We start from the raw sequence: 12993 nt of genomic DNA on the forward strand, positions 1-12993 counted from the left end.
AAGCGAGAAAACAGTAAATGAAGCGAGAAAACAGTAAATGAAGCGAGAAAACAGTAAATGAAGCGAGAAAACAGTCCTAAAAAAATATTGTTTTAAGGGCTTTTTATAATTATTTTACTGCACTAAGTGCTTCTCACCACTCTAAGCAGTGACGTACTGCTCGTTCAATCCAGCAAGAAAATCATTAATCTTCTCTTTGATGCTTTTTTGCATAACGTATAGCTCAGAAATGGAACAATCATTTAACTTATTTCTCTCATCCATGACTTCAAACAATTTAGCTCTGACGACTTGTTCATGAGTTTTATCGTTAATTAAAATCAGGTTAAGCTTTACAATAACGTCAGCGTAGGCATCTTGGGTGGCTTCAAATTGCGTCAATAGATTACTGGTGATTCGTCCTTGTTGTTCTCGCATACTCATAAATTGCTCCTTTTTTCACTAGGAAAATGTCCCTTTATGGATTGTTATGCCATTGCCATCAAAGAAATGATAAAGGTACTAACAGCTTGTTCTATATATTCATTCAGGCGTAGAGCGCAAGTCTTCAAGGAATTTATCAATACTTGGCCTAATTTCTAAGCACATTTTACCAAGCTCACCTGCACTAAATTGACTTAGCGTTGCTTCCTGCTGTGTCAGTTCAATCATTTTCACCATGACAGTCTCTTCATGGGTATCATCTTTTATCAAGAAAGTGTTTAAACGCCCAATTTGATCATTGTAGGCTTCTTGGGTGGCTTCAAGTTGAAGGCTCTTATTACTGGCTACTGATACACCGACCATACTCATAACGGTTCCTATCTTCTATTAAGGATTGATTTGTTGTTCAATTTCATTTTTGCTCTTTCTATAGCAGCATCCAGGTCATCCATCGTTGGATCTACATCATTCTTTTGAGTCAAATCATTATCTTTTAAGTCAACAAAAGTTTTTTCTAAAGCTTCCTGCTTAATCTCAACCTGACCAATAGAACTATCTGTAGCGACAGATAACTGCTTTGATTCTTTTCTATAACGGTAAAGATAATTGGTTAGTGTGCCGGTCGTTAGAACGAGATCATAACGCTCGGCTAATATCTCAACCACGCCTTCATAGGTATATGAAACAGCTAGCTCTTCGATCACCTCATAAAGATCACGAAACTTGGAAAACTTTGTTCTCTTAGCCATAAATTCCTATCTCCATCTATTCTTGAAGCCAATTTATCTCAATTGTAAAAACGCTCATAATTTGCTCATATCTAACTAACGATTTGCTACTCTTTTGCTAACGATTTGCTAACTTTTAATCAATCATACAGTAATTGCTCATAATTTGCTCATATCTAACTAACGATTTGCTACCCTTTTGCTAACGATTTACTAACGTAACGCTCTTATAAGCCTTTTTAGCTAAAAAGGCTTATCACAGGTAGAAAATAACCGATTTTTCTACCTGCTTTTTGGTCATTAAATTATCCAATTTAATGACTACACCATACGCACCCTAAAGGGATGAAAAAAAGCGTTTTAAATCAGAAACCTACCTGATTTAAAACGCTTTTTTGTGCATGCAATTTGCAAACAAAAATTATTCAAGTATCTGATTTATATGGTATATTACTGTCTACAATATGTAAACAAGGATAATCATGAGCACTCCTACTGTATCATTCCGATTAAAGCCAGAAGTCTATTTAAAACTTGAAGCAATAGCAGCAGAGGCAGGACAATCTCCTGGTGGCTACTTAAAGAAAAAATTGGAATCAGATACCAATAACTTTCTTGAAGATCTTCAATTTATGAAAGGGGATATTAGTGAAATTCTGCACTTATTGCAGTCAGACGACGAAGGATCAAAGGCGGTAGAGAACACATCAAATCGGAATGATATGGTCAAGGCTTTGATGCCGATAGTGCTAGAATCGTTGTTGATATTAAGAGAGGTGGCAGCACCTAACAAAGTTGGCAATGCTCAAAGATTGGTCGATAAAGCAGGAATAAAAGCATACAATAGTTTGGATTAATAACTAAATATAGATTGCCCTTGTCTCAGCTGAGACAAGGGCTTTTTTTAATACGTAATTTATTGATCAGAGATTAATCTTTAGTGGTGTACTAATAAAAATTGCTGAAGATTCTAACTGTCTTTTATAAGTTTTAGTTGGTATAAATAAGTAAGTTCTTGTATAAGCCTTATTCAGCGTTTAACAGGGCTCAAGAGAAATTTAGTTAGCATATTACCAGATGATAATTAGAACCTTATAAGAAGCTAAATAGGAAGGTTTTATCTATATATCGTTAGAGGTCATATCTTTATCATTCAAATAAGCTGAATTTGCTCATATTTAATTGTTGGCTAAATTTCCTAATTTTTTCTTTTTAATTATTAACAACTAAAAGGTTTTTAATGTTTTTAAATTCTTTTAAAAGCTTTTACGTCTCCGGGAAGCCTTGATATTCAAAGATTTCAGGTTCTATAAAGCAACGTTTTACGACCTATAAAGCAACGTTTTACGACCTATAAAGCAACTAATTATAATAAAAGTTGCTTTAACAACTCTAAGATAATATAGTTGCTTAAATTAAGTTGGAAGATAGAAATGTCTAAACAGTTAGTTACTAAGGATAATTCTTTAATTGGCGCGAGTTATAGCCTAGGGGTAGTTGAGCAACGCTTAATATTTTTAGCTATTATTGAGGCAAGGGAACAAAAAACATTAATAGAGGCGGGAGGATTGTTGCGAATTTATGCGCAAAGCTATGCCAAACAATTCAATGTAGAAAAACATACATCTTATGAAGCTATGAAAAGGGCAGTAGAAGGATTGTATGAGGCAGGTTTTGCCTATAGTAAGATTGATGAGCGCTCAGGAAAGATAGGGCGTTATAAAAGTCGCTGGGTGGATAAGATCGGCTATATTGATGATTTGGGTTGTGTGGAGTTGGTGTTTGCAAGCGATGTAATTCCTCTGATTACGAGGCTTGAAGCACGTTATACGGAATATGAATTGAAGCAGGTCGTAGGATTGCAGAGTGAGTATGCAATAAGGCTGTATGAATTAATTATTCAATGGAGGTCAATAGGTAGGACGAGTCAGATATCACTTGTGGAATTGCGCGAAAAGCTAGGCTTAGTAGATGAGTATCAAAGAATAGAAGCCTTTAAAAGACGAGTTTTAGACTTGGCGATCACTCAAATAAACGAACATACTGATATTACTGTTGAATACGAACAACACAAACAAGGACGTATCATTACAGGCTTTACATTCAAGTTTAGAGTGAAAAAAAACAGAGGGAATATTACTGCTAAAGTTGAGTCTGATAACAGTAACAGGTCTAGTATTGAAGGGTTGAACGATAAGCAATTGGGTCGTATTGCTCGTAACCCCAGTTTTATAGCCGATTATAATGATCTAGTTAGTTCGACTAGCCCAGCTGGCCAAGATATGAATATGTGGGAATTTGAGATGATTAATCGCCTAAAAAAAGACATTTCTCAATTTAAAAAACGTCCAATTAGGGATTATCTTGAATATTAAACTTAGCAGTCAAATCGGATACCTGGACTGCTTATCATATTTGTAACTAAATATTTCTAGTATGTTGTAGTGAAACTAACTAATAACAATGATTGCATGTTTAGTTTTATGGTTATTAAATAAAATTGAAATGACGTTGCTGTTAATAATATCTATATTCTTTGGTAATAATTTCTATATCACCTGTTAATAACGTCTATATTCCGTTAGATATCCAATAAAACGTACAGAAGGATGTCTAATTTGCCCATAATCCTTCGGAAGTAATATCTATATGCATAAGTACTATAGTACTCACTTGAACCCTGTAACGTGAAATTTGGAGCGAATAGAAGTTGTAACTTCCACTATTATGAAGCTATAATCGAAGACAGTTATAAATACTAACTAGTCGACTAAAAAAAAGAGCTATCATTTCTGATAGCTCTTTAGGTCATTTTATTAACTTATAATATATAAGAATTACTAAACAGTAAAAGTTAGATTGGTGACCTATTCGTTGTGAGAGACAATACTCTACTACATCTAATATAGCTAGCTCAAGTAAGCTGGCGAAAATTTCTTGTTTATGTAAGTTCCTATATGTTCGTTCAAGCGAGCGTAGAATATGGTTTCCATCACTTTTGATCAGTTATATTTAGTGCTAATAAGTGCCGTAGTAGGCGTTATTATTAATGAACTCTATAAAAAAATCCCTTTTAAAGCCGGTTTAGTGTTTTTTGGAAAGTATCAAAGAGCATCCAGACTTGAAGAACTTAAAATCATTAAAAACCATCGTTTTGATGACCGCCACTACTTGTATGAATTACAAATAGCTCAAAATTGGTTCATAGCTCTTGTAGTAGTAGCTATCTTCAATTTCCTTTTCCTGCTAAGTAACGGATTTTTAGAGTATTCAATCTGGTTTCTCATAATAGGTATGCTACCGACCTATACTATAGAGGTGATCTGGCTGAATAAGATGGGCTATATAGATGATTTAAAGGTTTATCAAAAAGGTAGTTTGGAATGGAAGAAACGTAAACAGCGGAAAATCGCTTATAAGCAGCGTAGAAAGTTAAAATTAGAGCAAGAAAAAGAGGCAGCTTGAGAAAATGCTAGGTCAATAATGAGTATGATTTTTAAAATAAAAATGACGCTTATCGATTTAAGAAACGTTCAACTAGGCAGTATTTATTGGAATAACAGCGGTTCCCTAGTGAGGACTTGAAACTTTGTCTGTGACCTGTGCAAAATAATTAATTAGATTATTAAAATAGCGAGAGTGTACCTCCAGATGTAAAAAATGTCAGTTTTTCGAGCGAAAGATCAGCTTTTATCAAGCAGCTTACTTATTTAAAGACAAAAAAAGAGACCTTAAAGGTCTCTTTTTTTGTCTTTAAATAAGTATTCTCATCGTCAAGTTACTTCAAATAATTTACAGCTGGCAACCAAAACTGACGGTCCGCTTTGTAGTGGGGGGTGATGTCTACTACTTTTATAACATAACCCCTGTCTACCCATTGAAAGTGCAAAATCATATCTGATGTATAATACCTACCGTAATCACTCTTACGGAAATTAGGTATGCCTATATGGGCGTGCCATAGGTCATTGCTTTTCGCATATTTGTAAACTGGGTCTGTATACTGTAAACCCTTCCAAGAAAAAGCTATCTTACCTTTATAAAGTTTGAAATCTTCTAGACCGTGTACTTCGTATATGTCTAAAAAATCAAGAATAGCGTCTTGCTGATTTTGAGGATAGTTCTTGAACTCATTTGCGAACTGCTTTCCAAAACTAAATGTATATTCCAATGAGTTATCCTAAAAGATCTACCTTGATTAGGCGTTAGTATACTATCTCTAGTCAGCACTTCCAATTATGAACTGGCGTTTTTGTTCTCTACTAAGACCTTTAGGCATAGTAAAAACTTCCGAATCTAGGGCTACACTCATTCTTTCTACGTCTATTTTGACATGTTTATTTCTACGCTTAGAACGATTATTCATTCTTTTCGATTCTGTTAAACATTGTTGAGTATTCATTTTGTTCTCCAACTCTCGTACTTCAGCAGGAATATAAAATAATAGTATTTTGTTTACTATTATTTTAAATATATACCTATATATACCTATATATACCTATATATACCTATTATATGGTTATATTATCACAAAAATAGTGTAGAATTTGTTAATCAATTAAAATGCGTCCTAAGGACGCATTTTAATTGATTAACGATTTTAAGTCAATTTTTGAATTGATCTTATTAAGAATTATTAACTTGTTAGAGGATGCTTTTCACAATATGGAAAAGAAAAAAATAGATATTTTTGAAGTAGTACTGATCTGGTTGGAAGGTCTAGATGGACGCATTGCGTTTCTAAAATCAGAGTTGATAAACTTTCTTAAAGTGCTAAAGAACAGCAAATCCTTTAACAATAAGAAAATTATAGGGATGAGGAAGAATACCAATATAAATAGGAAGTTCAATGAAATTAGCGAATTCCTGTTAAGCAGAACTTTAATAAAAGATAGTAATCACAGTTACTTCACTATTGGTACGAAATCTTATGGTGATATTGAGATAGCTTGTTCTCTCTATCAAATTGGATATATATCTTACTCGAGTGCTATGTATCTTTATGGACTTACAGAGCAAAAATCGTCAGGGATAGATTTCTCTACTCCCGCTAGAAGCGTATGGAAAAAGTATAAAGTTAGCTATGAAAGAGAAAGAAAGAACTACTTTCTACATTATCCGTCAGAAAATATTAGGATTAAAAGTAATTATTTAAATGTATATGCTCGATCAGTTACCTATATTCCTACACAATTTAATGCTAATACACGAGTTATAGGTATTGGTGATTTATTCTTGGAAATGATACGTTATCCAGCACTATGTGGAGGATTTACTAACGTTATGAAAATCTATGAAGAGTCAGCTTTGCTCTATTTAAATGACATAGTTCAAGCAACTAATGTATATGGCTCAGATATAGATAAATGCCGTATCGGATACATACTTTCTGTACATTTAAATATTATAAATAGTAGTATTTTAAAGTGGAAAGCTTCCAGTGTATCTAGAGGAGGAAGTCGGAAATTGCTATCGAGCAACCCTTATTCTCCAATTTACGATGATGAATGGTGTATTTCCCTTAATCATCCTATATTCGACTAAATAGCTTGCATATAAGCTTCTATCAAACTATATCAAGTACCCGCCTAATAGTGGTAGATAAATAAGGTATACCCCAGAGGAACTAGTTATTTCACCTCTCAAACGTATTAACAGACTACTTATAACAGACTGGTATAATAGAACCACTTATAACAGACTATTTTAGGTGTTTATGTTTATTAGAGCGTATCTACGAGCGTCTACCAAAGAACAAGACGCTAAGCGTGCCAAAAGCGAACTCATAGCATTTGCCAAAGATCATGGCCACAAAGTTGCCGCCTTCTATGTCGAAAACGAATCAGGAGCTACCTTGGTGCGACCCAAGCTTATGCAACTGATTGAAGATGCTCATAAGGGCGATGTGATTTTAGTTGAGCAAATTGACCGCTTGGCGCGTTTGCACCAAGCTGATTGGGATACGCTCAAAAGAATGCTATCAGAAAAAAAGCTATCTATCGTATCAAAAGAGCTGCCTACCTCCTATATGGCACTTCAACCTGAAAGCAGCACTGAATTTATGAGTAGTATATTGCAGGCCATTAACTCGATGATGCTGGATATGCTCGCTGCTATTGCTAGAAAGGATTATGAAGATCGGCGTAACCGTCAGCAGCAAGGTATTGCTAAAGCTAAGTTAGAAGGTAAGTATGCCGGTCGTAGGAAAGATACCGAAAAGCGCAAGATTATCGCTAGTCTGCTCAAATCAGGTCATAGCTATTCTGATATTCAAAAAATGGCCAAGTGCTCACGGCATCTGATCGCTGATGTGGCCAAGGAAAAATTAAACTGATCATTAAGTGGTTCCACTACAGTAGTCTACTATGAGTAGTCTATTAATGGATTAATGAGCCTTTTTAGATGGTTCCGCTGGGATATAGCTTTTGAAACCATTTTTCTTTATATTGTCACTTAGACAGGCTGGGCATTTGATGTATAGTGTCATTTGCATTTCACTATTTATCAATTTCTCAGCCTGTTTTTTTCAGCCTACTTTTTGAACCACCACCCGGATATAAATGTAGCTATGAATAAAACAACTTTTAAAATATCGAAGATGGACTGCCCTTCGGAGGAAAACCTAATCCGAATGAAATTAGAGGGCCACTCGAATATTGAACATCTTGAGTTCGACATTCCTAACCGTCAATTAACTGTGTTTCATCATGACAATATAGAAGGGATAGAGACTGCTATTCATGACCTAAAATTAGGAGACACCCTACTCTCGACCGAAACCATTGACCCCTCTGATCCCAACAATAATTTTAAAATTGATGCTGACTCTAGTCACAAAAAAGATGCTGAGCAAAGAAAGCTACTATGGATAGTGCTGGTCATTAACTTTGCTTTCTTTATTATTGAAATGAGCACGGGACTGATTTCTCGTTCGATGGGGTTGGTCGCCGACAGCTTAGATATGTTAGCAGATAGCTTCGTGTACGGAATTAGCTTATTTGCGGTCGGTGGAACGGTCATTAAGAAAAAACGGATTGCTAGAATTGCCGGATATTTTCAAATTACGCTAGCGATTCTTGGTTTTTTAGAAGTACTAAGACGTTTCTTTGGCAATGAGCAGTTACCTGACTTTTCTACCATGATAGTCATATCGATTCTTGCGCTAATTGCAAACTCGATTTGCCTCTATTTACTACAAAAATCGAAAAGCAAAGAAGAAGAAGCCCATATGCAAGCCAGTATGATTTTCACTTCAAACGATGTGATTATCAATTTAGGGGTAATTGTTGCAGGGATTTTGGTTAATTGGTTACACTCTAGTACGCCTGATTTGATTATTGGTAGCATCGTATTTGCTTTAGTTATTCAGGGCGCCTTTAGAATATTGAAGTTGAGTAAGTAGCCAAGCCTAATAACTGAAGCAAATAGCTCAAGTAAGTAGCTTAATTAAACCGCTAAGTGTAAAGTAACTGGGTTTGAAGCAAATAAACATCATAAGGATATGAGACCTCAAGCAATGATTGAACAAACTTTAAATCTAGTCACCACCAAAGACCATCAGCAAGTTGCCGTTTGGCGAATAATAGATGATGAAGTCTTTGATAAGAATCTGGTGGTGGTCAACTAATTTAGGACACTAATAAAATTCAAACCTACATCGCCATTACTTATAACCCTGAGTCGAGAACGGATAATAATTATAAGCGTTGGGGCAACTTTTATGACCGCCAAGATCTGTTAGTAGGTGACGAGTTGTGTCAGGTGGTTAATTTTCAGAGACCTTCCTAAATTTTGTGTAAGTATTTAATCTAAACGTCAGTTACACAGAATCTGGGATGGTCTCTTCAAGTCCTCACTAGCGCACCGATCATAGATAGAATATCTATGGTAAGTACATCATGAAGTACACTGTGGCTATCTCAGCAAGTTGAAACCTTAATACCATTAGCTCACAGCCAAAGATTCAAGTCCTCACTAGGGAACCGAACCTATTTTATTAAGATATCTCATCTTAATTTCTACAACTTACTCAGGATATCACTCTGCTCATCGCAGACTCTCAATCCTGCCTGTATGGCATCACTAAGATCAGCGCCTTCTTTAATGCTGTAAGGTACATTTGAACTCATATTGCTCTGCTTTAGCGAATCTACCGCTGCTTTATTGAGTGGCGTACCGATATTGGACTCATTGCTATACCCTAAAGGCTGAAAATACACCTCACGACCAAAGGCTGGATGGAAACCACACGAAATCTCACCCTCAGGCACCGTAAAAGGATAAGGGGTCGTGTGATCTGTGCCCCATGTTTCCTCACTCACCACAATAAAACCTGAACCATACGTCTCATCTTCTGAAGATGCAGTACCACACCCGATAATAGCAAGAGACGCTACTACCGTTAACCACCTGGACATATTGACTCGCATGGCACACCGTCCTTATCACGATCTAGCTTAGTATTTCCGCATTTAAGCGCTTGTTTGGCTTGTTCACAACTGACCATTTGCGTACATACACGGGGTAATCCTTTGCATTGCGAACCACCAGTCCCTTTAGCAAATAACGGATGCTCTACCTCAAAATCGCTATAAAATGGGTTATCAGTGACCGTAATCGTAGCATTCGATGACAGCGTAAAAGCGGACAACAGGATACCTAGAATGATTTTTTTCATATATTGCACTCTTTTTTAAGAACATGAATAAAAAAGGTACTCTATAATTAGATAGAATACCCTATATTTGTTCAATAAACCGAATACTGCTTGTCTAAACGTTCAATTTGCCTTATAGACAGGTTAGTGCCATAGTTGTTCACTGAACATTCTGAACAGTTGCACTGTACAGAGCATAAAAACGTACTTGGACACTAGGTTAACAATGAACATATCAGTGACGAAAGCGGCAAAAGATTGGGGTGTATCAAGAACCACGATCTATCAAAAGGTCAATGATGGTGAGCTCTCTAGAAATTCAGACAAAAAAATAGATCCATCTGAAATGTTACGTGTGTTTGGTGAGCCCGTTTCTAAAAAACGTACTGAACGTTCAGTGAACAGTGTCCAAAGTACACCTATGAACAGTCAAAATGTTCAGTACAGTACAGAGATTGAACACCAATTAGCGCTTGAAAAGCTTAAGAATGAGCACCTTAGTCAACAAGTGAGCGACCAAAGGAAGTTGATCGAGAATTATCAGCAGCAGATCAATCAGCTCAATAAGACACTGGATAAAGCCAACGCTAGTATTCAAGATTTTGCCCAGGTCAGACTGCTAGAGTTTAAAAAAGCTGAAATGGACTATGAGTCGCCACTTGAAAAGGGGAAAGAAAAAACAGACGACTCAACCGTAGCGACGGTTGAGAAGAAAAAAAGATGGTGGGGGTTTTAAGAGAATATCCCGAATTCTATATAACTGCTATTCAGAGTATTCTCTTTATATATATCACTCAAAAACATCTTTTGGTGCAGCATTAAGCATCCTGACAAGAGCTTTACCCATAGCTAAAGCTAAATTAACTGGTACAGCGTTCCCAATTTGTTTATAGATCTGGCCATCAGAACCTTTGAACTCCCAATCATCAGGAAATGTTTGGATTCTTGCATACTCTCGAGTAGTTAATGGTCTGCTTTCACCAGGATGACACCGCTCAGTTTGTTTTTGGGCAGGTGTGCATACCAGTGTAAGGCTTGGCTCATCCCATGCAAGTCTTCTAGCCATGCCGGTTTTTCCACCGCCAAGATAGAAGCTTTTCATCATATATTCTTTTTGCAATTCTATGGGTAAATCTCTCCAATAGCCCCCTTCAGGAACAAATGACATTATTTCTGCTTTTCGCTTCGGATATTTTTGTCCTGTAGACTCCGGTACATCTTTCTCATAAAGCTCACTAGCTTTTAAAGCATCTCTTACAGTCAAAACCTTATGATAAGGCGAAGGTTTTTTAAAAGTTAATTTGTCGTAGAGATCAGCTCTAACACCTACTATCATAAGCCTTTCACGCTTTTGTGGCACTTTATAGAATATTGCTTTATAAATATCCTTTTCAAGGATTTTGTATCCAAGATCTTCTAAGACCTTAATGATAGTACCCAGTGTTCTTCCGCCATCATTCTCGGCTAAGCCTTTAACATTTTCTGCAAGAAAAACTTTAGGCTGAATTTCTTTTATGGCTCTAGCCATTTCAAATACTAAAGTGCCTCTTAAGTCTTCGAAGCCTAGCTGTTTACCTGCGTAAGAGAACGGTTGGCAAGGAAATCCACCAGTTAACAAGTCCACTTTTCCTTTCAAGTGTGTAAAATCAACATTTGCAATATCGTCCTGTACTACGTTCCAGTCTGGTCGATTGGTACGTAGTGTGTCACAGGCATACTTATCTTTCTCATTTAACAAAACAGATTTGAATCCTGCTTGTTCCAGGCCCAAAGCTAAGCCCCCGGCTCCAGCAAATAATTCGACTAATGAATAATCTCTGACAGGTTTGACAGCCATTTCCTCATCCCAAGTGCTATTAAACATTGCAGAAAACTGTTCAAAAGCCGTGAGCTGTTCTCTTGTATAAGGTTTCTCATGTATATTAGGGTCTAAAGCAGGAACCAGCTTGCCATTCTTTGTCCAGGTTTCTACATTTCTCTTAGATACAGACAAGGCATCAGCAACTATTGCAGCAGAAAAGTAATTATCAGGAAATTTCATAATTTTATATATTTTAAAGGGTTGAGTGTCCTATTTTAACCCTTATCATTCGCCAGGTCCACCACTTTCTTAGGAAAAAACATGTCTACAGAAGAACCTATTAGTGTTTTAAGTACTCACGATCAAATGAAAGAAGCAGTAAAAGAGAAAGCTCTTGGTATCTTAAAAATGGACGAGAAAGTCAAACGATTAAGTGATGATATAGATAAAGGTGATACCAATTTATTTTTCTTAGAAATGTTCGGTAAGAAGGTCATGTTCACATCGAAGCTCATAACCTCATTACAAACAGCATTCGGCATGTCCTTCTATGAGCAAGTATCAAAAAGACTGGGTGAGTTAGCAGGCTACGAAGTTCAAAATCAATATAAAATTACTGGCTCTTTAAATGCAGAGGCTAAGAGCTACTTAGATACCTTGCTAGAAGATCTAAAGTACGCCCCAAGCCGCGAAGCTGAATACAAAAGTTTGCATGAAATTCATGAGCTGACCAAAGAAAGAACCGGTGATTTAGTTGAGATACCTGATAGTACTGTTGATGTTTTTATAAAAAAGCCTGACGGTACTGAGATATTTATAGATATCACGACTGTAAAGCCAAACAAAAAAGAATTCAGAACAATGAAGCTGAAGATTCTAAAGTGGTATTTCTTACGTCTAAGTCATGGAGACATTAGTCCTGACAAAATACAAACTTATATCGCTATTCCTTATAACCCCGAATCAAGAACTGATAATACTTACACTCGCTGGAATAGCTACTATGATAGAGACGATCTCTTGGTTGGGGATGAACTATGGAAACTGGTTTCAGATGGTCAGTTCTCACTAGAGGACATGATCGACGTGTTTAAAGAGATTGGTATTGAATCCAAAGAAAATATCGAGAAATCTATAAATACCGATCATTTCTAGTTGATATAATTTTTTAAGGAATCGAGATAAGAATTAGTCTGATAGGTGTTCACTGAACGTTCAGTGAACACTGTCCAAAGGTCACCTCTGAACAGTCAAAGTGTTCAATATAGTATAGACATTGAATACCGATTAGCACTCTAAAAGCTCAAGAATGAGCATTAGGGTAATTGAAAAAACAGTAAATGAAGCGAGAAAACAGTAAATGAAGCGAGAAAACAGTAAATGAA

At 36.2% G+C, this 12993-nt stretch carries 16 protein-coding genes and 1 pseudogene; 8 read left to right on the plus strand and 9 right to left on the minus strand.

The window, feature by feature from the left end; translation table 11 throughout:
• Positions 1-141: 141 nt before the first annotated feature.
• The 3 genes from DXK30_RS12450 to DXK30_RS12460 form a co-directional block, all read right to left on the minus strand.
• Complete coding sequence (locus DXK30_RS12450) at positions 142-423, minus strand: hypothetical protein (RefSeq protein WP_114701954.1); 282 nt, start codon at positions 421-423, stop codon at positions 142-144.
• 99 nt (positions 424-522) lie between these two features.
• Positions 523-792 carry a hypothetical protein gene (locus tag DXK30_RS12455; protein WP_114701955.1) on the minus strand — a complete coding sequence of 90 codons (270 nt, stop codon included), beginning with the start codon at positions 790-792 and terminating at the stop codon, positions 523-525.
• Between the two features lie 8 nt (positions 793-800).
• Entirely contained in the window at positions 801-1172 is a 372-nt protein-coding gene (locus DXK30_RS12460) for a hypothetical protein (RefSeq protein ID WP_114701956.1), read from the minus strand.
• Positions 1173-1633: 461 nt separating this feature from the next.
• Between DXK30_RS12460 and DXK30_RS12465 the strand changes: the two genes are divergently transcribed.
• The 3 genes from DXK30_RS12465 to DXK30_RS12475 all read left to right on the plus strand — a co-directional run bounded on the left by DXK30_RS12465 (position 1634) and on the right by DXK30_RS12475 (position 4616).
• Complete coding sequence (locus DXK30_RS12465; RefSeq protein WP_114701957.1) at positions 1634-2008, plus strand: hypothetical protein; 375 nt, start codon at positions 1634-1636, stop codon at positions 2006-2008.
• A gap of 576 nt (positions 2009-2584) precedes the next feature.
• On the plus strand, positions 2585-3526 hold the full coding sequence (gene repM / locus DXK30_RS12470; protein ID WP_114701958.1) for a replication initiation protein RepM: 942 nt from the start codon (positions 2585-2587) through the stop codon (positions 3524-3526).
• 607 nt (positions 3527-4133) lie between these two features.
• On the plus strand, positions 4134-4616 hold the full coding sequence (locus DXK30_RS12475) for a hypothetical protein (RefSeq protein WP_114701959.1): 483 nt from the start codon (positions 4134-4136) through the stop codon (positions 4614-4616).
• A gap of 313 nt (positions 4617-4929) precedes the next feature.
• Here the strand turns inward: DXK30_RS12475 and DXK30_RS12480 are convergent, their stop codons facing one another.
• Both DXK30_RS12480 and DXK30_RS12485 read right to left on the minus strand, forming a co-directional pair.
• Complete coding sequence (locus DXK30_RS12480) at positions 4930-5322, minus strand: hypothetical protein (protein WP_114701960.1); 393 nt, start codon at positions 5320-5322, stop codon at positions 4930-4932.
• 48 nt (positions 5323-5370) lie between these two features.
• Positions 5371-5553, minus strand: coding sequence for a hypothetical protein (locus DXK30_RS12485; RefSeq protein WP_114701961.1), 183 nt, complete (start codon positions 5551-5553; stop codon positions 5371-5373).
• A 263-nt stretch (positions 5554-5816) separates the two neighbouring features.
• On the opposite strand from DXK30_RS12485, the gene DXK30_RS12490 reads away from it, so the two are divergent.
• Positions 5817-6695: a hypothetical protein gene (locus DXK30_RS12490; protein ID WP_162799538.1), complete on the plus strand. Its 879-nt coding sequence runs from the start codon at positions 5817-5819 to the stop codon at positions 6693-6695.
• A gap of 172 nt (positions 6696-6867) precedes the next feature.
• Positions 6868-7485, plus strand: a complete 618-nt coding sequence (locus DXK30_RS12495) for a recombinase family protein (RefSeq protein ID WP_114701963.1) — start codon at positions 6868-6870, stop codon at positions 7483-7485.
• A gap of 84 nt (positions 7486-7569) precedes the next feature.
• Here the strand turns inward: DXK30_RS12495 and DXK30_RS12500 are convergent.
• Positions 7570-7644, minus strand: a pseudogene (locus DXK30_RS12500) (IS1 family transposase); the annotation flags it as partial.
• A 75-nt stretch (positions 7645-7719) separates the two neighbouring features.
• Between DXK30_RS12500 and DXK30_RS12505 the strand changes: the two are divergent.
• A complete protein-coding gene (locus DXK30_RS12505; RefSeq protein WP_025644116.1) occupies positions 7720-8553 on the plus strand; it encodes a cation transporter in 834 nt (277 codons plus the stop codon).
• Positions 8554-9169: 616 nt separating this feature from the next.
• On the opposite strand, the gene DXK30_RS12510 is transcribed toward DXK30_RS12505, so the two are convergent.
• Both DXK30_RS12510 and DXK30_RS12515 read right to left on the minus strand, forming a co-directional pair.
• On the minus strand, positions 9170-9568 hold the full coding sequence (locus tag DXK30_RS12510; protein WP_114701964.1) for a hypothetical protein: 399 nt from the start codon (positions 9566-9568) through the stop codon (positions 9170-9172).
• Positions 9553-9828, minus strand: a complete 276-nt coding sequence (locus DXK30_RS12515; protein ID WP_114701965.1) for an excalibur calcium-binding domain-containing protein — start codon at positions 9826-9828, stop codon at positions 9553-9555. Before DXK30_RS12515 ends, DXK30_RS12510 begins: the two co-directional genes overlap by 16 nt.
• Before the next feature lie 205 nt (positions 9829-10033).
• Here DXK30_RS12515 and DXK30_RS12520 point away from each other — a divergent pair, with 205 nt between their 5' ends.
• Entirely contained in the window at positions 10034-10543 is a 510-nt protein-coding gene (locus tag DXK30_RS12520) for a plasmid replication DNA-binding protein (RefSeq protein ID WP_114701966.1), read from the plus strand.
• A 54-nt stretch (positions 10544-10597) separates the two neighbouring features.
• Here the strand turns inward: DXK30_RS12520 and dcm are convergent, their stop codons facing one another.
• A complete protein-coding gene (dcm, locus tag DXK30_RS12525) occupies positions 10598-11848 on the minus strand; it encodes a DNA cytosine methyltransferase (protein WP_114701967.1) in 1251 nt (416 codons plus the stop codon).
• Positions 11849-11929: 81 nt separating this feature from the next.
• On the opposite strand from dcm, the gene DXK30_RS12530 reads away from it, so the two are divergent.
• Complete coding sequence (locus DXK30_RS12530; protein ID WP_114701968.1) at positions 11930-12763, plus strand: TdeIII family type II restriction endonuclease; 834 nt, start codon at positions 11930-11932, stop codon at positions 12761-12763.
• Positions 12764-12993: the final 230 nt, after the last annotated feature.

Source organism: Psychrobacter proteolyticus, from assembly GCF_003350005.1.
GTDB classification, from domain to species: Bacteria; Pseudomonadota; Gammaproteobacteria; order Pseudomonadales; family Moraxellaceae; genus Psychrobacter; species Psychrobacter proteolyticus.

What these genes read in the sequence shown, in the direction of transcription:
- DXK30_RS12490 (WP_162799538.1), top strand. Translation starts at nt 5,817, where the DNA reads ATGGAAAAGAAAAAAATAGATATTTTTGAAGTAGTACTGATCTGGTTG.
- DXK30_RS12530 (WP_114701968.1), top strand. Translation starts at nt 11,930, where the DNA reads ATGTCTACAGAAGAACCTATTAGTGTTTTAAGTACTCACGATCAAATG.
- DXK30_RS12455 (WP_114701955.1), bottom strand. Translation starts at nt 792, where the DNA reads ATGAGTATGGTCGGTGTATCAGTAGCCAGTAATAAGAGCCTTCAACTT.
- DXK30_RS12505 (WP_025644116.1), top strand. Translation starts at nt 7,720, where the DNA reads ATGAATAAAACAACTTTTAAAATATCGAAGATGGACTGCCCTTCGGAG.
- DXK30_RS12515 (WP_114701965.1), bottom strand. Translation starts at nt 9,828, where the DNA reads ATGAAAAAAATCATTCTAGGTATCCTGTTGTCCGCTTTTACGCTGTCA.
- DXK30_RS12510 (WP_114701964.1), bottom strand. Translation starts at nt 9,568, where the DNA reads ATGTCCAGGTGGTTAACGGTAGTAGCGTCTCTTGCTATTATCGGGTGT.
- DXK30_RS12485 (WP_114701961.1), bottom strand. Translation starts at nt 5,553, where the DNA reads ATGAATACTCAACAATGTTTAACAGAATCGAAAAGAATGAATAATCGT.
- DXK30_RS12450 (WP_114701954.1), bottom strand. Translation starts at nt 423, where the DNA reads ATGAGTATGCGAGAACAACAAGGACGAATCACCAGTAATCTATTGACG.
- DXK30_RS12465 (WP_114701957.1), top strand. Translation starts at nt 1,634, where the DNA reads ATGAGCACTCCTACTGTATCATTCCGATTAAAGCCAGAAGTCTATTTA.
- DXK30_RS12460 (WP_114701956.1), bottom strand. Translation starts at nt 1,172, where the DNA reads ATGGCTAAGAGAACAAAGTTTTCCAAGTTTCGTGATCTTTATGAGGTG.
- DXK30_RS12495 (WP_114701963.1), top strand. Translation starts at nt 6,868, where the DNA reads ATGTTTATTAGAGCGTATCTACGAGCGTCTACCAAAGAACAAGACGCT.
- dcm (WP_114701967.1), bottom strand. Translation starts at nt 11,848, where the DNA reads ATGAAATTTCCTGATAATTACTTTTCTGCTGCAATAGTTGCTGATGCC.
- DXK30_RS12520 (WP_114701966.1), top strand. Translation starts at nt 10,034, where the DNA reads ATGAACATATCAGTGACGAAAGCGGCAAAAGATTGGGGTGTATCAAGA.
- repM (WP_114701958.1), top strand. Translation starts at nt 2,585, where the DNA reads ATGTCTAAACAGTTAGTTACTAAGGATAATTCTTTAATTGGCGCGAGT.
- DXK30_RS12475 (WP_114701959.1), top strand. Translation starts at nt 4,134, where the DNA reads ATGGTTTCCATCACTTTTGATCAGTTATATTTAGTGCTAATAAGTGCC.